Origin of the sequence: Gemmatimonas phototrophica, from assembly GCF_000695095.2 — a bacterium.
Lineage (GTDB): Bacteria > Gemmatimonadota > Gemmatimonadetes > Gemmatimonadales > Gemmatimonadaceae > Gemmatimonas > Gemmatimonas phototrophica.
The window spans coordinates 2252284-2272440 of sequence record NZ_CP011454.1; the positions used below are offsets into that span (position 1 = coordinate 2252284).

Annotated in this window: 17 protein-coding genes and 1 other RNA gene; 3 read left to right on the forward strand and 15 right to left on the reverse strand. The window is 62.5% G+C overall.

Translation table 11 applies throughout. The features are described 5' to 3' along the window. Positions 1–26: 26 nt before the first annotated feature. The gene (locus GEMMAAP_RS09515) at positions 27–602 is read left to right on the forward strand and encodes a hypothetical protein (protein ID WP_145979077.1); all 576 of its coding nucleotides are present in this window, start codon (positions 27–29) and stop codon (positions 600–602) included. Positions 603–632: 30 nt separating this feature from the next. Next, positions 633–1922 (forward strand): flavin-containing monooxygenase, encoded by a 1290-nt coding sequence (locus GEMMAAP_RS09520; protein ID WP_026850745.1) that lies wholly within the window; start codon positions 633–635, stop codon positions 1920–1922. A gap of 80 nt (positions 1923–2002) precedes the next feature. Here GEMMAAP_RS09520 and ssrA read toward each other — a convergent pair. Then, positions 2003–2360: a transfer-messenger RNA gene (gene ssrA, locus GEMMAAP_RS09525) on the reverse strand. Between the two features lie 90 nt (positions 2361–2450). Continuing rightward, a complete protein-coding gene (gene dusB, locus GEMMAAP_RS09530) occupies positions 2451–3512 on the reverse strand; it encodes a tRNA dihydrouridine synthase DusB (protein ID WP_075071474.1) in 1062 nt (353 codons plus the stop codon). An 81-nt stretch (positions 3513–3593) separates the two neighbouring features. Here dusB and GEMMAAP_RS09535 point away from each other — a divergent pair, with 81 nt between their 5' ends. Next, complete coding sequence (locus GEMMAAP_RS09535) at positions 3594–4046, forward strand: PTS sugar transporter subunit IIA (RefSeq protein ID WP_053334506.1); 453 nt, start codon at positions 3594–3596, stop codon at positions 4044–4046. A gap of 24 nt (positions 4047–4070) precedes the next feature. On the opposite strand, the gene GEMMAAP_RS09540 is transcribed toward GEMMAAP_RS09535, so the two are convergent. From GEMMAAP_RS09540 to mreC, 13 genes are all read right to left on the reverse strand, one after another. After that, a complete protein-coding gene (locus GEMMAAP_RS09540; RefSeq protein WP_053334505.1) occupies positions 4071–5387 on the reverse strand; it encodes an MATE family efflux transporter in 1317 nt (438 codons plus the stop codon). A 58-nt stretch (positions 5388–5445) separates the two neighbouring features. Then, positions 5446–6945 carry an amidohydrolase family protein gene (locus GEMMAAP_RS09545; RefSeq protein ID WP_053334504.1) on the reverse strand — a complete coding sequence of 500 codons (1500 nt, stop codon included), beginning with the start codon at positions 6943–6945 and terminating at the stop codon, positions 5446–5448. 4 nt (positions 6946–6949) lie between these two features. Further along, positions 6950–8500, reverse strand: coding sequence for a glutamine-hydrolyzing GMP synthase (gene guaA / locus GEMMAAP_RS09550; protein ID WP_026850742.1), 1551 nt, complete (start codon positions 8498–8500; stop codon positions 6950–6952). Continuing rightward, entirely contained in the window at positions 8500–9012 is a 513-nt protein-coding gene (locus GEMMAAP_RS09555) for a YfcE family phosphodiesterase (RefSeq protein ID WP_026850741.1), read from the reverse strand. Before GEMMAAP_RS09555 ends, guaA begins: the two co-directional genes overlap by 1 nt. Then, on the reverse strand, positions 9012–10283 hold the full coding sequence (lysA, locus tag GEMMAAP_RS09560; protein WP_043581644.1) for a diaminopimelate decarboxylase: 1272 nt from the start codon (positions 10281–10283) through the stop codon (positions 9012–9014). The genes GEMMAAP_RS09555 and lysA overlap by 1 nt, the downstream gene beginning before the upstream one ends. A gap of 20 nt (positions 10284–10303) precedes the next feature. After that, positions 10304–11773 (reverse strand): proline--tRNA ligase, encoded by a 1470-nt coding sequence (proS, locus tag GEMMAAP_RS09565; protein ID WP_026850739.1) that lies wholly within the window; start codon positions 11771–11773, stop codon positions 10304–10306. Next, positions 11770–13074, reverse strand: a complete 1305-nt coding sequence (hisS, locus tag GEMMAAP_RS09570; protein ID WP_053334503.1) for a histidine--tRNA ligase — start codon at positions 13072–13074, stop codon at positions 11770–11772. The genes proS and hisS overlap by 4 nt, the downstream gene beginning before the upstream one ends. A 9-nt stretch (positions 13075–13083) precedes the next feature. Then, positions 13084–14286 carry a bifunctional folylpolyglutamate synthase/dihydrofolate synthase gene (locus tag GEMMAAP_RS09575; RefSeq protein WP_053334502.1) on the reverse strand — a complete coding sequence of 401 codons (1203 nt, stop codon included), beginning with the start codon at positions 14284–14286 and terminating at the stop codon, positions 13084–13086. A gap of 140 nt (positions 14287–14426) precedes the next feature. Further along, positions 14427–15296 carry an acetyl-CoA carboxylase, carboxyltransferase subunit beta gene (gene accD, locus GEMMAAP_RS09580; protein ID WP_026850738.1) on the reverse strand — a complete coding sequence of 290 codons (870 nt, stop codon included), beginning with the start codon at positions 15294–15296 and terminating at the stop codon, positions 14427–14429. Between the two features lie 110 nt (positions 15297–15406). Then, positions 15407–16672 (reverse strand): rod shape-determining protein RodA, encoded by a 1266-nt coding sequence (gene rodA, locus GEMMAAP_RS09585; protein WP_053334501.1) that lies wholly within the window; start codon positions 16670–16672, stop codon positions 15407–15409. A 4-nt stretch (positions 16673–16676) separates the two neighbouring features. Beyond that, positions 16677–18437 (reverse strand): penicillin-binding protein 2, encoded by a 1761-nt coding sequence (gene mrdA, locus GEMMAAP_RS09590; RefSeq protein WP_043581643.1) that lies wholly within the window; start codon positions 18435–18437, stop codon positions 16677–16679. Positions 18438–18479: 42 nt separating this feature from the next. After that, positions 18480–18989 (reverse strand): rod shape-determining protein MreD, encoded by a 510-nt coding sequence (locus GEMMAAP_RS09595; protein WP_026850736.1) that lies wholly within the window; start codon positions 18987–18989, stop codon positions 18480–18482. Then, positions 18989–20122: a rod shape-determining protein MreC gene (mreC, locus tag GEMMAAP_RS09600; protein WP_026850735.1), complete on the reverse strand. Its 1134-nt coding sequence runs from the start codon at positions 20120–20122 to the stop codon at positions 18989–18991. Before mreC ends, GEMMAAP_RS09595 begins: the two co-directional genes overlap by 1 nt. Positions 20123–20157 lie beyond the last annotated feature (35 nt).

The window sequence follows — 20157 nt, forward strand, 5'->3', positions numbered from 1 at the left end:
GCTGACCAGCGGATAACGTGGCACCCATGACCTGCCATCGTAATCTCTGGTTGTCCGTGGCCGTTGCCACGGCCGTGACCGTCGCCGGTGCGCCCGCCCATGCGCAAGCACCGGCCCCCGTCCCCGCCAAAGCCGTGTCGGCACGTCCGGCTGATGTCGCGTCGCTCGACGCCATTCTCGCGGCGCTGTACGATGTGATTTCCGGCCCGGCCGGCCAGCAGCGGGATTGGGATCGGTTCCGTTCGCTGTTCGCTCCAGGCGCGCGACTGATTCCAACGGGTGGCCCCGCCGGACAACCCGCTCGGGCCACGGTGCTGACGCCGGATGAATACGTCCTGCGAGCCGCCCCTGGTCTGGAGCGCGATGGCTTCTTTGAGCGGGAAATCGGTCGCAGTGTGGATACCTTCGGCCGGATTACCCAGGTATTCAGTGCCTACGATTCCAAACGACTCCCGACCGATGCCGCTCCCTTTCAACGCGGCATCAACAGCATTCAACTGTTGAACGACGGTACCCGTTGGTGGGTGATGACGGTGTACTGGGATGCCGAGCGCGCCGACAACCCGATTCCCGCGCGGTACCTGAAGCCATCCGGACGCTGACACGCGACACCTCTCACCGCACCAATCCCCATGTTATCTCCTGCCGCGCGTATCGCCGTCATCGGGGCCGGTCCGTCGGGGATTACGGCCGTCAAGCACCTCCGTGAGGCGGGATTTGACCACGTCGTCTGCTTTGACCGGAATGATGCCGTGGGAGGAAACTGGCTCTATCGTCCCGACTCCTCCCACTCCAGCGTCTTTGAAACCACACACATCATCAGTTCGAAGACGCTCTCGTCGTACCATGCGTATCCCATGCCGGCGTCGTATCCCGACTATCCGTCGCACGCGCAGTTAGCCGCCTATTTTCAAGGTTACGCGGACCGGTTCGATGTGACGCGTCATGTCACGTTTGGCGTCGAGGTACGGCAGGCGGTGCCCCTCCCCGGCGATCGGTGGCGGCTGGAGATTGCGGAGCATGGTGTGGCACGCACCGAGGAGTTTGATGCCCTGGTGGTAGCCAATGGGCACCATTGGAAACCTCGAATGCCTGCCTACCCTGGACAATTCACCGGGGAACTGCTGCACTCACACGACTACAAGCGGGCCGCACCATTTGCAGGACGTCGGGTGCTGGTCATCGGAGGCGGAAACTCCGCCTGTGATGTGGCCGTCGAAACGTCGCGAGTGTCGGCCGCGACTCACATTTCGTGGCGGCGCGGCTATTACATCGTTCCGAAGTTCATCTTCGGCCAGCCCGGCGACGTCATCAACGCTCGCTCACTCTGGCTTCCGCGCGCCATCAAGACGCGAGTCAACGAGTGGCTGTTACGCCTTGTTCAAGGTAGGAATCGGGAGTACGGCTTGCCCGATCCGTCCTACCGGTTTGGGGCAACGCACCCCACCATCAACTCCGAACTGTTTTACGCCATTCGCCACGGGCATATCACTCCGCGGCGCGACATCGCACGCTACGACGGTTCAACGGTGCACTTCGTTGACGGATCGCAGGGCGACTACGATGTGATCATTGCGTGTACCGGCTATTGGATTGCGCACCCGTTTTTTTCACCGGATGTCCTCGACTACTCCACTGGCGCAGTACCGCTCTATCTGCGAATGCTGCCGGCACAGTATCGCACGCTTTCGTTCATCGGCTTGTTCCAACCACTCGGATGCATCTGGCCCGCGGCCGAGTTGCAGAGCGAATTGTTGGCCCGGTATCTGCGCGGACAATGGACGCCGCCAGGAGACCTGACATCGTTGATTCAGCGGGAGATTCGCTCTCCCGATTTCGAACAGCTCGATACCCCTCGTCATACCATCACGGTGGACTATCACGCGTTTCGCGGTCGCCTGCTGTCGCAACTGGGGCGCTGACCACGACTCAGCGGCCGCCGCATGCGCCAAAAAGGCCGGTGCCCCCGAGACGGGAGGCACCGGCCTTTTTCTGTCGCTGCTAGTGGAGGTGAGGGGAATCGAACCCCTGTCCGAGACTAGATCGACCCCAGCTTCTACGTGCGTATTCCATTGATTGAGGTCTCCCTTGGCTGGCCAATGGAAAGCCCACCTCGGGACAAGCGTTCTAGAGTTTCGCCTTTTGACGGAACGCGCACCGAAAGACTAGCCCAGATTTGCGATACTCACGTGCCGCCCCGGGCGGGCTGCCGCGTGAGCACTGCTACGTAACCCGAAGGTTAGGCAGCGAGCGCGAGGTTGTTGTTCGCGATTGGAATTTTCCCGAGTGTTTTACCAGGTGCTCGAGGACCTGGGCACGCTACCAGAGCTTCACCAACCCCGTCGAAGCCAGTCACCCCCGGTTCGAACGGTCCTGCCACAACCCACCGCTTTGTACACTACACGACCACCGGGGGTTCCGGCAACAGCGGCGCCCCTTTGACGTTCAGGTCAGGCCGCTTCGCAGGTCATCGACGAAACATCCGGATCGTCCGACTTGAGCCCACGGGCGACGTACTCGGCATAGAACGTGAGGTAGTTCGAAAAGATGGCTTCCACCTCGGCGAAATCACGGACCTGATGCAGCTTGGCGCGCAGATCGGCGGAGTTGGGCAGCCCCTTCACGTACCAGCCGAGGTGCTTCCGAAACTCAATCGCCGCGCCAATGGGATCGACCTCGTAATCCTGTACCATGCGGGCATGATCAAGCGCCACGGCGAACCGCTCATTGACGCCAGGGGTTGCCGGCAGCGGCTCGCCGTTGATGAGTGCGCGAGTCTGCCGGAAGATCCACGGCTGGCCGTACGAGCCACGCCCGATCATCAGGCCATCCGCCTTGGTATGGTCGAGCATCCGCTTGGCGTCTTCGGCGGTCTTGATATCGCCGTTGCCTAGCACCGGGATATCCAACGCCTCAGCCACTTTTGCGATCTCGTCCCAATTGGCCTGCCCCGTGTACATCTGCGTCCGTGTACGGGCATGGAGTGCAAAGACCCGGGCCCCGGCATCCTGCATGCGCAAGGCAATTCCGACCGGGTCTCTCATCTCTTCGTTCCACCCGCTGCGGGTCTTTACCGTGACCGGCAAATGCGTCGCCTTCGACACCGCACGAATGATCTCCTGCACCAGATCCAAGTCCTTCAGGCAGCCAGAGCCACCGTTGCGGCGGACCACCTTTTTTACCGGACAACCGAAGTTGATATCGACGAAGTCCGGCATGAAAAGATCGGTGACCATGGCCGCTGCATCGGCCATCGCTGCTGGGTCCGCCCCGAAGATCTGCACCCCGATAGGATGTTCGTCGGCATTGAAGCGCAACTTGCTGATCGTGGCTTCGTTTTCCCGCCGGATTCCCTCTGCCGACAAAAACTCGGTCACCACGACGTCGGCGCCGTGTCCGTGGCACAAACGGCGAAATGGCGATTCCGAAACGCCAGCCATGGGCGCCAGGTACAATGGCGTCTGGTGGGGCACCTTGAAAGGAAAGGTCTTGCGCGACAATGACTTGGACATGTACTGGAAGCTAGCGCGCCCGGCCGACCTGAGCAACGCGACCGTTTGACTCCGGGCGTTGGGCGGTTAGGATACAGGGCTATGGAACTTCGCGAGTTTTTTTCAGAAGAGGCCGTCCAGCTTGAGCTTCAGGGCACCAGCAAGGACGAAATTCTCAAGGAACTGATCGGGCTGCTCAAGCTCGACGAAAAGTCCGAGGGCATGCTGTTCAAGATGCTCAAGCGGCGAGAGAATCTTGGGTCCACGGGCATTGGTCGTGGAATCGCGATTCCGCATTGTCGCTCCCTTGTCGTCAACCGTCTTCGCGTGGCGTTCGGGCGCAAGAAGGACGGGGTGGATTTCAAGGCCATCGACGACAAACCGGTCAATTTCTTCTTCCTGATCGTTGCGCCGCCGCTGGAGGTCTCCAATCAATACCTCCCGGTGCTCGGAAAGATCGCGCAGTTCAGCAAGGAAGGTGATGTGCCTGGTCGTCTGCTTGAGATTACCTCACCCGCCGAATTCATGGCCCTGCTGGAAGAGAAGCGCGTCTAGTTTCTCTTCGCGCTCGACCACATGTCAGTGGTCGATGCGCACGCGGGTCAGGGTATCCTGCAGTCGCGAGTACACGCGAACGCTTTGCAGGAGTGCAGCCGTGGCCAGTCCGGCCACGAGTCCCATCCACAGCCCGCGCTCTCTGAGCGCGGTGTGGAAACCGAGGTAGTATCCCAGCGGGATCCCGACGCCCCAGAACGCCACCATGTGCAGCACGGCGGGCACGCGGGTATCGCCCGTCCCCCGCAACACCCCGCTGGTGACGGCCTGCAGGCCGTCGAAGACCTGAAACCACCCGGCCAGGGGGATCAATGTCACCGCCACGGCGACCGTGGCGGTCTCGCCGGTGTACAGGGACGTCAGCCACTCCGGCGCGAGAATGAAGACCAGTGCGCTGACGCACATGAATCCCACGCCGCACACGATGGCGGCAATGGCATCTCGTCGTGCGGCTACCATATCGCCGCGTCCAATGGCGCGACCAATCACGGCGGCAGCGGCGCCGGAAATGCCAAGTGGGACCATGAAGGTGAGGGCCGCCATGTTGAGGGCAATCTCATGGCCAGCAAGGGACGCGGTACCCATCCAACCCATGAAGAGTGCCGTCAGCCCAAAGGCAAAGCCTTCAAAGAACCACTGAATCCCTATCGGCACCCCAATGCGCAGCATCCGCGACATTGGAGCCCACAGGAATGATTCCGGTCGCCACGGCAGCACCATTTCCCGAAGCAGCGACCATGCCGTGACGGCCAGAACGAGCGCCATGATCCACGTGGAAATGGCGGTGGCATACCCAGCGCCTTCTACCCCCAGCGCTGGTGCCCCACCGTGCCCGAAGATCAGCAACCAATTGGCGGCCGCATTCACCAGGTTGGCGATGAACGCGGCGATGAGAATCGGCCGCACAGGTCCCATGGCCTGCAGGGTCTGTCGCATCACGGTAAAGGCAAAAAACGGAATGGTGCCGAGTAAGCGACGACGTGCGTACACCGCCGTCTCCTGGACCACCTCCGCCGGTTGATTGAGCGCACTGAGCAACCACTCGCCGGGAAGCAACGCGGCCATGACCACGACGGAGACAAGCGCCGATAGCAGCAGGCCACGCTGCACCCCACGCGCCGCCCCCTCGCGATCTCCTGCCCCTATCGCCTGTGACACCACGGGATCGAGTGCGAAGAGCAGACCAATACCGAACACACTGACATTGAAAAAGTAAAAATTGCCCAAGGCCACTGCGGCGATCGCCGCGCCGCCAAGCTTGCCCACCATGAGCGTATCTACCACACCCATGGCCTGCACACCAAGATTGATAAGGACTACCGGCGAAGCGACCTGCACCATGTCCCGCAGATCGCCCCGCCACCCTCTATCCTGCGTCACACCGCCAGCGCGCAACGGATCACCGCGTACGCGCCGCCTTCACGAGCGCACGGACCTCGGACAACATGCGCGGCGCGTCGTACGGGATGCCGTCCTTGATCGTCCACTGCACACCACCGCCCGGGCCGGCGGCAGCATCCGCGCGCTGGGGATAGAGGGCCTTGAGATCCTCCAACGGATTGCCATTCACCACCACGAGATCAGCAAGAAACCCGGCACGTATACGACCGAGGCGCTGCTCCTCACCGAGAATTTTGGCGTTGTTGGCCGTGACGTGCTGCAACACCTTGAGCGTGGAAAAGCCGGCTTCCTGATGCAGCTCCAACTCGCGCACCAGGCCGAATCCATAAACCTGATAAATGAAGCCGGCATCTTCGCCCGCACCGATCACGCCCCCGAGCCGTTCGAAATCACGCACGGCCCGGAACCAGATCTGGTAATTCTCTTTCCAGAACGCTTCGTCGGTGCTGCTCCAATTCGCGAAGTACGATCCATGATTCGCCGCATCGGGGCGGAAGTACTTCTCGAGCGTCGGGTGCAGATACTCGGTAAACCACGGCTGCGTCTCCGCACGCTGCAGATCGCGACTCGCCTCATAGATATCGAGCGTCGGATTCCACGCGACGCCCCCCTGCACCATCGCCTTCAGCACCTCCTGCAGGCGCGCGGGATCGGCTTCCCGCCACAAGCGCCCCGCGTAGCGGAAACGCATGCCTTCGTCGGCATAGTTGAAATTGGAGGGGAATTGCTGCGCACCACTGAGCAAGGCCGCATCGGGTACACCATACCAATGCTCAATGCTCGTCAGTCCACCTTTGGCCGCATCCCACGCGTTGGTTTCATCAACCGCCATGTGGTGCGCCGTCCGCAGCCCCAGCTTCTTTGCTTCATCCAGAACAGGCGCGTACACATCTTTGTCCATGCCGAAGAGCTTGAGACCGTCCACCCCTTGTGCCTTGAGGTCGCGGACCCGTTGCCTGGCTTCCACCTCGTTCTTGGGAACGGGCATGTACGCGTATCGGGCGTAGACGTACAGGCGAGGTGCGGCAACCTCACCGGCGGCACTGCGGGTGCGGAGCTGGAGCGTTTTTGGCGTCTCACTCGACACATCGCGAACCGAGGTAATGCCCATGCCAAGCCACAACTTCAGCTGATACTCCAGCGGCTGAGGAATACCTCCCCGCTCGTCCTGCACATGCCCATGGAGATTGATGAGCCCTGGCATGACGTACTTCCCGGTGGCATCAATCTCGACGTCAGCGGGAATACGCTTCACCTCACCCATCTTGACGGCCACCGGATCCAACGACACCACGTCGATGATCCGGTTCCCCTCAAGGATGATGTCCTTGGGGCCCTCGGCCGGCGTGCCGTTCCCTTCAATCACCATGGCATTCCGGATGGCCAGGCGACGGGGACGCACCCCATGGGTAGGTGCCGTCTGTGCCGCGACCGCCGGCGCATCCAGCAGCAGCAGACCAGCAGCCAGTATACGCGTGAACACGTTCAGACGGCGCATCTGATTACTCCCACTCGATGGTGGCGGGGGGCTTGGAGCTGATGTCGTACACCACGCGGTTCACGCCGTCCACTTCGTTGATGATGCGATTGGAAATCCGCCCCAGCACATCATGGGGGAACGCATACCAATCGGCCGTCATCCCGTCCGTGCTGGTCACGGCACGCAGCGCGATCACGTGTTCATAGGTACGGCCATCGCCCATGACACCAACGGAGCGCACCGGGAGGAACACCGCAAACGCCTGCCAAATTTCGGGGTACAGTCCAGCGGCCCGGATTTCTTCGAGGTAGATGGCGTCGGCGCGGCGAAGAATATCCAGTGCATAGGGTGAGACTTCGCCCAACACCCGAATCGCCAGTCCTGGTCCCGGGAATGGATGACGTCCAACCATTTCTTCAGGGAGCCCCAATTCGCGTCCCACGTTGCGGACTTCGTCCTTGAACAGTTCACGCAATGGCTCGATCAAACCGAACTTCATGTCCTTTGGCAGGCCACCCACATTGTGGTGAGTCTTGATCGTCGCGGACGGTCCGCCCTTGGCACTCACGGATTCAATCACGTCGGGGTACAGGGTACCCTGCACCAGGAACGCCGCGTTCTTTCCCGCCTCCTCCGACGCGCTTTCAAAGACGCGGATGAAGTGCTCGCCAATGATCTTCCGCTTGCGTTCAGGCTCTCCGACACCCGCAAGCGCCGTGAGAAAGCGGTCCTCCGCGCGAACCGTGATGAGCTTCATGCCGAGATGCTGTCCCATGGTGCGTTCGACCTGCTCGCGCTCATGCAGCCGCAGCAGCCCGGTATCCACAAAGATGCACGTCAGCTGGTCGCCAATCGCCTTGTGGACAAGCGCCGCGGCAACACTGGAGTCTACGCCGCCGGAAAGCCCACAAATAACCTGGCGGTCACCGACGAGCGCACGGATCTTGGCGACTTCCTGATCAATGAAATGCCCCGGCGTCCAATCAGGGGTGCAGTGGCACACGCCGAACAGGAAATTCTGAATGATCTCGGCGCCGCGCACGGTGTGGTGCACTTCGGAGTGAAACTGGATAGCATAGATCGGCTTCTGCTCATGGCGGAACCCCGCGCACGTGCTGCCACTATGCGCCGTGGCGACATAGCCAGGCGGCACCTGCTCCACGTGATCCCCATGGCTCATCCAGACTGTCGTGCGCTCTCCCTGATCAAACCCGGCAAAGAGCCCCGACGGTTCGTCTACCACGACCTCGGCGCGACCATACTCCCGACGACCGCCTCCCACGACGGCACCGCCCTCGAGATGTGCGATGAGCTGCATGCCGTAGCACACGCCGAGGACCGGAGCGATGTCAAGCAGTTCGCGGGACACCGTAGGCGCGCCTTCATCCGTTACCGAACTCGGACCACCCGACAGAACGATGCCCGTGGGATTCCACGCCCGTATCCACTCCAACGATTGTGTGGGCGGATGAATCTCGGAATAGACCCGCGCTTCACGGACCCGGCGAGCAATGAGCTGCGTGAACTGCGATCCGCAGTCAAGAATGAGGATGCGACTCGACGTGTTCCGCATCAGACCTTCCACTCCGGTCCCGTGAGCTTGAGGAATTCAACTGCTTTCGTCTCGAGGTCGAGAATGGCCCCGGTGGGCGCCCCGTGCAGCCAGCCACAGCCTTCGCCCGGGTTGACCAGCAAGGACTCGCCTCGCGCCTTCATTTCCGGGACATGCGTAAAGCCATGGACGATGACCTCATGTCCGTCGATGGAGCGCTGGTGCACGTCGGCGAGATCGTGAATCAGCAGCACCGACTTGCCACCAAGATCGAAGCTGTGGGGGGACTCGTAGAGTTCCGCCGCACCGAATCCCGTCTTCGCAGCGGCCATCAAGGCGTCGCGATCTCCATCGTTTCGACCGAAGACGCCCAACAGCGGCAGCGACAGATCATGAAACGGCTGCAAGGAAAATGGTGAGCAATAATCCCCAGCATGCATCACCAGCGACACACCACCGGCAACCATCTGCTCGAGTAATGCACGAATGGCGGGCACGCGATCATGGGTGTCCGACAACAGGCCGATCCGCATCAGGCAGTTCTCCAGTGGAGGGGTGCGCGCTCAAGGCGCACGAGATCTTCTTGGCTCTCACGCACGCCAACGACGGCGAACTGTTCGCCATCCACCAACACCTCGGCGGGGCGTGCGCGTGAGTTGTAGTTCGAGGCCATTGAAAAACCGTAGGCCCCCGCGGTGCGCACGGCGAGCAGCGCGCCGGCCTGCACATCGGGAACGGCTCGATCCTTCGCAAAGAAATCGCCGGACTCGCAGATCGGTCCAACGATATCAGCCACCACAGCCCCATCGGTGATCACCACCGGGTCGATGGCATGATAGGCCTGGTACAGTGCCGGGCGAATGAGATCGTTCATCCCGGCATCGGTCACGACGAAGTCTTTGCCGGCGGCATGCTTGCGATACAGCACTTCGGTCAGAAGCACTCCGGCTTCGGCCACCAGAAAGCGTCCCGGCTCGAGCAGCAGCGTCAATCCGGTGTCGAGTGCCGCCGCCCGGACAATGCGGGCATAGTCGTCGATGTCCGCTTCCGTTTCGTGCGCTTCGTAGGGCACCGACAGTCCACCGCCAACGTCGAGAAACGCAATGGGTTGACCCGCGGCCCTCGCCTGTTCCAACGCTGACAGCAAGCGCGGGAGGGCGTCCCGCAGCGGATCCGCGTTACCGATCTGCGAGCCGAGGTGCATCCCCAAACCACGCAGCTGCACGTTGGGCAAGTCAGGCAGGCAGGCAACGAGGCGGGAAACGTCATCCCGAGGAATCCCAAACTTCTGCCCCTTTTCGCCGGTCTTGATATAGGCGTGCGGCGTATCAACCGTGACTTCGGGGTTCACGCGAATAGCAATTGGCGCGATCACCCCAAGACGCTCGGCCACCGCATTCACTGTGACCAGTTCCGCTTCCGACTCGATGTTGATGAGTTGCACGCCGGCGTTGAGCGCCTGCGCGATTTCGTGAACAGTCTTGCCGACACCACTGAACACCACATCGCGGCCGTGAAAGCCTGCGGCGAGCGCACGATACAGCTCGCCCCCGGACACGATGTCGACGCCGGCCCCCAGCGATCGCAGCAGCGACAGGATCGAGAGATTGGAGTTGGCCTTGACGGCGAAATGAATGTGATGCGGCACCCCATGGAACGCCTGATCCAGTTGGTGAAACCGGTGGCGGATGGTGTTGGCGCAGTACACGTAGGTGGGCGTCCCCACGGCCGACGCGATCGTCGGCAGTGGGACCTCTTCGGCGTGCAGCACGCCGGCCCGATAGTCGAACCCGGTGGACGTCACGAGGCAGTATTCCTGGATGCTCAGTACGATCGGGCCCAGAGCACTTCGTACTTCGCGGGCTCTCCGGTCACCATGCACGTGGTTGGCGCCACGGGCGAGCGGAATTCCGGATCGGGGATGCAGCGAATGGTGGCCTTGGTCTCTTCCTTGACTCGAGCCTCCACGGCCGGATCGCCATTCCATCCCGCATACACGAATGCTCCCGGACCGTCCATGATCTCCTTGAACTTGTCGTAGCTGATGGGCTCCCGAATGCTGTTGGCTTCCAGCCGTGCCTTGGCCGCCGCAAACATGTCGGCCTGAATCTGGTCCAGGATGACCGGCAATTCCGTGCGGAGCGCGTCAAGAGCAATCGGGCGCTTCTCGCGCGTGTCCCGGCGCACCAGCATGCCGCTGGACTGCGCCAGGTCGCGAGGGCCGATCTCCATGCGCAACGGAATCCCCCGCAGTTCCCAGTGGTAGTACTTCGCGCCGGGCTTGATGCCGATACGGTCGTCCACGTGGCAGCGGATCCGTTCATGATCGGGGCGCTTGAAACTGCCCAGTTCCTCGGCAATGCGCTTGGCCGCCTCGATCGTGGCGGCCCGCTCCTCGTCGGACTTCCAGATGGGGACAATCACCATCTGGATGGGTGTGAGCTTGGGCGGTAACCGCAGTCCGGCATCGTCCCCATGCGTCATGACCAACCCGCCGATCATGCGCGTGGAGACGCCCCACGACGTGTTCCACGCAAAGTCCTGCTGCCCGGCTTCGTTCTGGAACGTGAGGTCGAACGCTTTCGCGAAATTCTGCCCGAGGTTGTGGGACGTTCCGGCCTGCAGCGCCTTGTTGTCCTGCATGAGCGCCTCGCACGCGTAGGTGCGCAGTGCTCCCGCAAACTTCTCGCTGTCCGTCTTCTGACCTGTTACCACCGGCATGGCCATATGGCCTTCCATAAACTCGCGGTACACGCCCAACATGCGGCGTGTTTCCTCCTCCGCCTCATCGTGCGTGGCGTGCGCGGTGTGCCCTTCCTGCCAGAGAAATTCCATGGTACGCAGGAACAACCGGGTCCGCATTTCCCAGCGTACCACGTTGGCCCACTGGTTGTAGAGCAATGGGAGATCGCGATAGCTCTGCACCCACTTCGCGAACATCGAATAGATGATCGTTTCCGAAGTCGGGCGTACCACCAGGCGCTCCTCCAGCAGTTTGCCACCACCGTGCGTGACAACCGCGCACTCCGGCGCGAACCCCTCGACGTGCTCCGCCTCCTTCGAGAGGAAACTCTCAGGAATGAACAGCGGAAAGTAGGCGTTGACGTGGCCCGTCGCCTTGAACATGTCATCGAGGGCCCGCTGCATGCGCTCCCAGATGCCATAGCCGTGCGGACGGATCACCATGCACCCACGGACCGGCGAATAATCGGCCAGTTCGGAGCGCAATACGAGTTCGTTGTACCAGTCGCTGAAGTTCTCAGCGCGGCTTGTCAGCTTCTTGTCGTCACTCATGACCGGGATCCGTTCTGCAGAGAGGCCCAGGCGCACAGCGCCTCGAGCGTGGTGAAAATCTGATCGTCGTGTCCGGCACGTCGGACGCGCCACGGCGCGTCGGTGCTGGCGGTATCCACGATGACAAAAGCATGGGCCCCGGCTTTCCGGCCAGCGTCCACTTGCTTGTCGAGCTTCTGCGCCTTGAGGGCGTATTCCACAGTGCAGCCGGCCTGGCGCATGGCCGTTGCCGTCTGCAGGGCACCAGCGGGCGCTGACGCCTGCTCCGGTGACTGCGCAATCCAGAATTCGAGTGCCGTCCCGCGTGACTGCATCAGCCCGCGGGACCGGAGCAGTTCTCCAATGACCACATCGCCCATGCCAAAGCCGAGCGCGGGCAGATCGGCCCCTCCCAGCGACTTGAGCAGATTGTCATACCGACCGCCCCCACAGATCGCGCGAAACTCTCCGACGTTGTCAAACAGTTCGAACACGATGCCCGTGTAGTACGCGAGGCCGCGCACGATCGTGAGATCAAAACGGATCCACGAGGCGACGCCCAGCGCGTCGAGATGCGCCAGGTATTCCGCAAACCGATCCAGATGCGGTTTGACCGCGGGCGCTTCACCGTATCGGGCCTGCACCGCTGCAAAATCGAGTGTCGCGAAACCCAGAATGATCTCGGCGGTTTCGGTCGGAAGCCCTGCCGCTGCCAGTTTTTCGGCAGACACCTCGCGCGGCTGCCGCTCGAGCTTGTCGAGCACCGCATACACCGCAGGCCACGACGTGTCGGGGATCGCCAGATGTTCCAGCAGGCCGTTCAACAGACGGCGATCACTGACACGAGCACGCACATCCGTGTTCGTCAGTCCGAAGCTGCGCATGATTTCGATGGCCATCGAAATCAGTTCGGCGTCCGCCAGCACATCGCTCTCGCCCACGATGTCCACGTTGAGCTGAAAGTGCTCGCGTAATCGCCCCTTCTGCGTGCGCTCGTACCGGAAGAGCTGGGGAAGAGAGAACCAGCGGACCGGCTTGCGCAGTGTCTGCGCCTTGGCGCCCACCATGCGCGCGAAGGTCGGCGTCATTTCCGGACGCATGGCCACCGGTCGGTCACCCTTGTCCACAAAATTGTACAGCTGGGTGACGATTTCATCGCCACTCTTCTGGGTGTACAACTCCAGCGGCTCGAGCGGCGGCCCGTCGTACTCCAGAAACGCATAGCGCCGCACGATGCGGCGCCAGGTTTCGAAGATGTGGGCTCGCTCGGCGAATTGTTCGGGGTAGAAATCGCGGAAACCGGGCAGTGGCTTTTGGGACATCCGGGAAAGCTACCGAGCCAACGGATGCACCTGCAACCGTTCCATGGCATCCCCTACCGTGTGAAAGGACCCGGTTACCAGGACAGTGGCAGCCTCTGCGCGGGCATGGGCCAGCGCACTCGTGAAATCATCGATACGAAGGATGGGAAGTCCTTGCGTCCGTGCCCATGACTCCACCTCGAGCAGATCCCACGTCCGGTTGGCCGGAGCCGTCGGGGCCATAGTGACCACGATCTTTTCCGCCGCTCGTGCCACCGCGGTCAGAATACCGCGCCAGTCCTTGTCCCGCAGCACACAGACGACGGCCGTAATGGGATGGGGCAGGCCGACCGCGACGAGGTTGGCAACCACCGTGGCCGCCCCGTCAGCATTGTGCGCCACATCGAACAGCCAGGGAGCCGCAAGATGGAACCGCCCCGCCAGATGCACTCCAGGCAACAGTGTGGCGGCATTCGCCTCGATGTCGGCCCAGCGCCCCCCTGCCCCACGAAGCATGGCGAGGGCCACCGCCGTATTGTGCGCCTGAAAATGTCCTACCAACGGCGTCGTGAGGCGCCTTTCCGTCCCCCCCGATGCCAGCGTGAAGCTCGTGCCAAGTGCATCGACCACCACGTCACGGACCTGCCAGTCTTCACCCGTAACCAGCACGGGAGTCGCCCCCGCGCCGACCGCCCGCGCCCGCAGGAACTCGCGAATAGCTGGCTGCGTGTCCCCAACGACCGCGACGGTCACGGGCTTGAAGATCCCTGCCTTCTCCGTCGCGATGGCCTCGAGCGTCTCCCCGAGAAACTCCATGTGGTCAAACCCGATCTGCGTGACCCCGGCGGCCAGCGGCGAGACCACATTGGTCGCGTCGAGTCTTCCCCCGAGGCCCACTTCGACGATCGCGACATCTACCCCCGCTGCCGCGAAGTAGCTGAGCGCCATCGCCGTTGTGGCTTCGAAAAACGTGGCCCCCAGTTCCGTGAGGCGAGGTTCCCAACGGGTGAGCCATTCGGTAATGGCCGCGTGCGACATTGGCACACCATCGATCACGATGCGCTCGGAGAAGTCCACGAGATGTGGCGACGTGTAGCGACCCACCCGTAACCCGGAACCGCGCAGCAGGGCATCCAAAGTGGCAACGGTACTTCCCTTGCCGTTGGTGCCCGCGACGTGGAAGACCGGATAAGCGTCCTGTGGCTGGCCAAGGTCGGCCAGCAGCGCCGACACGCGCTCAAGGCCAAGGCGCCACGCCCCGCCGGTACGCGCAAAAAGACGACGGAGCGCCGCGTGGTACGCCGTTTCCGTTTCGTCAGGCCGTTGGGGCGCGACGGTCCGTGGTGCCCGTGGGTCCAGCGGGCGCTCGCCGGTCAGCTTTCCTGCTGGTCATAACCGGCAGCCGACGGCCGACCAGTCATGTGCCGCAGCAAGCGGGACAACGTGGCGCGCATCTCCTTCCGGTGCACCACGCGATCCACCATCCCCTTTTCCAGCAGGAACTCCGCGGTCTGGAACCCCTCAGGCAAATCCTGGCCAAGCGTCTGCTTGATGACACGCGGACCGGCAAACCCGATGACCGCGCCCGGCTCCGCCAGAATGGCATCGCCCAACATGGCATAGCTCGCGCTTACGCCACCCGTGGTGGGATTGGTGAGCACCGAGATGTACGGAATCCGCCGCTCAGCGAGCTGCGACAAGACCGCCGAGGCCTTGGCCATTTGCATGAGCGACAGGATACCCTCCTGCATGCGGGCGCCGCCCGACTGCGAGACGATGACCAGGGGGTGCTTCTTTTCAAGCGAGCGCTGGCCAAGGCGGGCGATTTTCTCACCCACAACCGAGCCCATGGAACCGCCCATGAAGGCAAAATCCATCACGCCGATGCCTACCGGCATCCCTTCCAGCTGGCCGACCACGGTCAGGATGGCATCACTGTCGCCGGCATTGGCCAGGGCGCGCTTGAGGCGGGCCGGATAATCGGGGAACCCGAGCGGATCGACCGAGCGCAGTTCGCCCCCGATTTCGTTCAGCGTCCCCTCGTCAATCAATGACCCGGCGTAGTCCCACGCCCGCATGCGCCGGTGGAAGTCACACGCCGGGCACACGTTGAGGTTCCTCAAAAACTTGTCACGGATATCCGTGTGCCCACAGGCCTCGCACTTCTCCCACGTATCGGGGGGAATCTCGAGGCGTTCACGTCGCGGCTGACGGGGCTTTCTTTCTTTCCGAAACCAGGCCATAGGAGGGATAAGATCGGAACTTCGGGCGCGGAAGGCTAGACCTTGCGAATAGCCCAGCCCGTTAAACTGCGCCCTCCGGCCCTGCTTCGAGGGGAAGGCTGGGGGGGACGTCATAACCCCAGCGCGTCCGGTTGCCCCCGCCCCTCTGCGGATATTCGGAGCAGCACCGCGACGGAAAGCCAGCTGACGAGCAGGAATGAGCCACCGGCGCTGAAGAAGGGGAGCGGGATGCCGGTGACCGGCATGAGGTTGAGCGTCATCCCGACATTGACGATGACATGAACGAACCACGCGGACATCAACCCGAAGGCCACGAGACTGGGGAAGGCGTCGGCCGCACGGGTTGCCACCCGGGTGCTGCGCAGAAACAGCGCCAGGAACAGCGACAAGGCAACGCACACCCCGACAAACCCCAACTCTTCGCCAACGACGGAAAAAATGAAGTCGGTCTGGCGTTCCGGCAGAAAGCTCAGGCGTTTCTGGGTGCCGAGGGTGAAGCCCTTGCCGAACAAACCACCAGAGCCGATGGCCACCTTGCTCTGAATGACGTTGTAGCCGGCACCTTGCGCGTCATACGCCGGGTCAATGAAGACCAGGAATCGTCGCTGCTGATACGGCTTGAGCTTGTCCCAAAGCAGCGGCGCCACGACGCCCATGACCACGTTGGCCACAATCAGGACGACCCCTTCAACCAGGAACGGACGAAACCAGAGCACAAGCGCCACGAGGATGAGAAACCACGCCCCCCACAACCCGGTGCTGAACGCCAGGATCAGGCTCACCCCCGGACTGGCCAGCATCACCAGCAGTGGCCACGGGACACCGGCCCAAAACAGCATGGCGAAACAAATGCCGACAAAGACCATGCCGGTGCCAAGGTCTGGCTGCAGCATGACGAGAACCCACGGTACGCCAACGATCGTCAGGGGCTTCCATAGCTCCAGCAAGGATCGGACGGTATCCCGCTGCATGGCCAGCGTTCTGGCGAGCATCAGCGTGGTGGCGAGCTTTGCCAACTCGGACGGTTGTCCGACCCGCCGACCGGCGATCGTCAGCCAGCCATTCATGCTCCGCGCCGTCCCGCCGCCGCTCCCGACGAACAAGACGGCAATCAGCAGCACGATACTCATGAGATACAGCGGCCAGGCGCTCCACTCAATGAGCCGCACCGATCCGCGGGTGACGGTCCATGCCGCTCCCAGCGCGAGAACGACCCACGTGATCTGCCGCTTCCACAACCCTTCCAGGGCCGGGTCGGGCACGTCCATCTGGCCAGCCGAAAACACCATCGCCAACCCGAACAGGGTCAGCAGCAAGGCGGTCAGCAGCAGTGGGACATCAACACTCTGCCGCCTGAGGATACCCGTGGAGGCCATTGGCTCAGTCGTTGGTAACGGCGGTCATGGTCAGCTTAGCCTTCAGATAGCGTTCCATGAGCTTGGTGGCAACCTTGGCGGCCGTTGAACCGTGCAGCCCTTCTTCGATAATGATGGCCAGCACGATTCTCGGCTTGTCTGCCGGCGCATAGCCGACGAACCAGGCGTAGTCTTCCTGCCCAGTGACCTGTGCCGTGCCCGTCTTGCCGGCAATGGTCAGTCCCTGAATCTGGGCACCCGCCGCCGTGCCACGGCTCACGACATCGGCCAGCGCCACTTGAATGCTCTTGATCTGTTCGGCGTTGAGATTGAGCAGCTTCTTGCGTTCCGGAGTACGCGCGACAATCTGCGGCGTGGCGGCGTAGCCGTCCGTGGCGAGCGCCGTATAAAAGCGCGCCATGTTGATGGGCGTCTGTGAGTTGTCCGCCTGTCCAATGGACAGGCTCAACACCACCGACTTGTTCCAGCCGCGAGGCCCGTACGTGCGGTCAAAGTACTCCGTGCTGCGCGGCCAGATGGAACGCTTTTCTCCGGGCATATCAATGCCCGTGGGTTCGCCGAAACCCAGCCGCACACCGCCCGCGAGCAACCGCGTGATGCCGATCTTGAGCCCGAGCTGATAGAAGTACACGTCGCACGACTTGGCGATCGCCTGCGCCAGCGTGATATCCCCGTGTCCACGCTTGTCCCAGCATTTGAAGACACGCCCGTAGTAGTAGCCGCCCGTACAGGGCGTCTCCATGTGCGTCTCCATGGTGACGAGGCCAAGCTCCATGCCCAGGGCGGCCGTGGCCAGCTTCCAGGTGGACGCGGGCGGATATCGCCCCGACAACGCGCGGTTGAAGAGCGGCGTGTACTGGTGCTCCTGCAATTCCTTGTAGTACGCATTCGACACTCCACCGATGAACCGGTTGATGTCGTAGCTGGGGGCGCTGTAGATGGCGAGTACACCGCCCGTCTGCGGCTCGAGGGCCACCACGGCACCACGCAGCGAGTCGCCGAAGTACTCATGCGAATACCGCTGGAGATCGAGATCGATGTTGGTGCGCAATGGCGGTGGCGCCTCGGGTTGTACCTCCGGGCGCACGCCATTGTCGCGAACCACACGATTCTTCGCATCCACCTCGACGAACCGACTCCCTTCACGAGCGCGCAACTGCTCTTCGTACTGCAGTTCGAGTCCGCCTTTGCCCACCTGTTGTCCCGCCTTGTAGGCATCGTAGCGCGGCAGCTCGAGCTGCTCCGGGGAAATTTCACCGGTATATCCAACCAGCGCCGCGACCGCCTGCGCATCCGGATAGTAGCGTTTGGGTGCGCTTTGAATGATCAACCCGGGAAACTCCGAGCGTCGCTCCTCCAGCACGGACACCACTTGAAAGCTGGCATCGTTGAAGATCACGGCCGGTCGTGTTGGCGCTGCCCGATAGCGACGAATGGCCAGCGCCTGCTGCGCCGAATCGATCTCGATGATGCGCGACAGGGACCGTAACGCCGATCGCAAGGAGTCCGTGGTTGGACTCAGGATCGAGACGGAGTAACCGGGGAGGTTTTCGGCAATGATGGCGCCATGGCGGTCGTAAATGATGCCGCGCGCCCCCGGAAGTGGTACCTCCCGCAAACGATTGCTTTCCGATGCCAGCACGAACTCGGCATTCTGCAAGACCTGCGTGCGGAAGAACGCACCGCCAAGCACGGTAAAAATGAGCACCAGCAGCGCCCGCGCCACCCGCGCGCGGCGCAAGACGGAATTGGGATGGTAACTCATGCCGCCATCCTCACCTGATCGGGGCGCACCCGTGCGCCACCATTACAACGAGTGTGGTCGATACAACGGACGGAACAACACCAGCAACAGGACCGCGATGATGGCCGTCAGCGCCGCCGACAGTGGCGCCCAGACCAACAGTGACACCAACAGGGACACACCCGCACCAACCCCGGTGAGCAACGTCATGGCAATATCAAACAGCCACTTGGCGCCAAAGACAAACAACCCGGTGAGTGCCACGTGGTCGGCAAAGAACACGGCTTTGAGCCACGATGCCCCAAAGGCCACGAGCGTGAGCACAATGGCACTGGCACCAAAACTTCCCGGAGCCAAGGCATCAAGCGCGAGCCCGGTGAGAAAGCCGGTCAATGCCGCATACCCCGGACGCATACGTACGGCAGAGAAGAGCACCGCGATCACGGCGAAGTCCGCCGCGGCGCGCCCGGCAATGAGTGGACGCACGCTGAACTGCGCGACAATGAGCAGGGCAAACCCGAGCCACGCGCGCAGGGCGCTGCCGATTCCGGGAGACTGTGAAGCGGACCGCATCAACGACGCTCCCTTGGCGGCACCGTGGGACGGGCCAAGGGGGGACGCGGCGCCAGAGCGCGTACCGGCAATGGCACGCGCACGGTGCCGGAGTCCGGACGTCGGATCCGCGTGCTATCCCCTCGAAGGCTGCTGTCGGCACGGGTGCCGAACCCGCCGCCAATGGTATCCGCCAGCGACAGACTGTCGGCACTCAGGGAGTCCAGCGCGGCACGACGGGCGGCCAGTTCATCGAGAGCGGTGACGCGCGCCAGCGAATCGCCCGCGGCGGCGACCGCACGTGCGGCGCTGTCCGCTGCTGCCGCGCTTGTCCACACCCCATTCACGCCGCGCTGCGCTCGTCCCGGCAACAAGACCAGCACCGGACCAATATTCTCCGGCAACACCGCAGGTTTCACCAGATACGTCCGGGCCCACTTTTCCGGTGTGCTCAATTCCCCGATCACCGTGCCGACAGGAATGCCGCGGGGATAGGTGGCCCCGAGCCCGGAACTCACAATGAGGGTTCCGGTATCCAGTTTGGCGCGAAACGGCACGCCCCGCATTTCCAGCAACCACCGCTCGGCGCCTTCTGCCAGATGGGGCTGCATAATTCCGAAGGCGTTCTGATCAGCACTCATGACGCTCACCCGAAAATCGGGATGTGCCCACGTGAGCGCCGTGCTCGTCGTGCGATCGACAGAAACCACCATGCCCACCAGACCATCAGCGGTCACCACCGGCTGATACGGCTGCACGCCAACGTCACTCCCCACCGTTAACGCAATGGAGAATTCGTCCCCACCACGAATGGGCAACAGCTCCGCCGGCACAAAGCCATCCTGCAAGCGCGCCGACAACCCAAGCAGTTGGCGGAGTGTTCTGTTCTCGTCGCTGATGGCACGCAGGCTCAGCGTGTCCGTGACCGCACGCCCGCGTGTGACCAGCAAGTCATTGCGCGCCACCACAGCGGCGCGAATGGTGGCGGCTCGCCCTTCGAGTTGCACCAGCGGCGACAGCACCGTGGCGCGCAGCAGCGCGGCCACGTCTTCACGCGTGCGCCGCGGAGAAAGAAAAGCCAGGACCGACAATGCCACGCACACCAGCACGAGGCCGGTGTCGAGACGCCCTTCGCCGCGAACGTTCCGTGCCACGCGTATTCAGCGAGTGAAAAGGGGAATGATGTGAC

Coding starts and splice junctions, on each gene's coding strand:
- GEMMAAP_RS09515 (WP_145979077.1), top strand. CDS start 27: ATGACCTGCCATCGTAATCTCTGGTTGTCCGTGGCCGTTGCCACGGCC.
- GEMMAAP_RS09520 (WP_026850745.1), top strand. CDS start 633: ATGTTATCTCCTGCCGCGCGTATCGCCGTCATCGGGGCCGGTCCGTCG.
- dusB (WP_075071474.1), bottom strand. CDS start 3,512: ATGTCCAAGTCATTGTCGCGCAAGACCTTTCCTTTCAAGGTGCCCCAC.
- GEMMAAP_RS09535 (WP_053334506.1), top strand. CDS start 3,594: ATGGAACTTCGCGAGTTTTTTTCAGAAGAGGCCGTCCAGCTTGAGCTT.
- GEMMAAP_RS09540 (WP_053334505.1), bottom strand. CDS start 5,387: ATGGTGCAGGTCGCTTCGCCGGTAGTCCTTATCAATCTTGGTGTGCAG.
- GEMMAAP_RS09545 (WP_053334504.1), bottom strand. CDS start 6,945: ATGCGCCGTCTGAACGTGTTCACGCGTATACTGGCTGCTGGTCTGCTG.
- guaA (WP_026850742.1), bottom strand. CDS start 8,500: ATGCGGAACACGTCGAGTCGCATCCTCATTCTTGACTGCGGATCGCAG.
- GEMMAAP_RS09555 (WP_026850741.1), bottom strand. CDS start 9,012: ATGCGGATCGGCCTGTTGTCGGACACCCATGATCGCGTGCCCGCCATT.
- proS (WP_026850739.1), bottom strand. CDS start 11,773: ATGAGTGACGACAAGAAGCTGACAAGCCGCGCTGAGAACTTCAGCGAC.
- hisS (WP_053334503.1), bottom strand. CDS start 13,074: ATGTCCCAAAAGCCACTGCCCGGTTTCCGCGATTTCTACCCCGAACAA.
- accD (WP_026850738.1), bottom strand. CDS start 15,296: ATGGCCTGGTTTCGGAAAGAAAGAAAGCCCCGTCAGCCGCGACGTGAA.
- rodA (WP_053334501.1), bottom strand. CDS start 16,672: ATGGCCTCCACGGGTATCCTCAGGCGGCAGAGTGTTGATGTCCCACTG.
- mrdA (WP_043581643.1), bottom strand. CDS start 18,437: ATGAGTTACCATCCCAATTCCGTCTTGCGCCGCGCGCGGGTGGCGCGG.
- GEMMAAP_RS09595 (WP_026850736.1), bottom strand. CDS start 18,989: ATGCGGTCCGCTTCACAGTCTCCCGGAATCGGCAGCGCCCTGCGCGCG.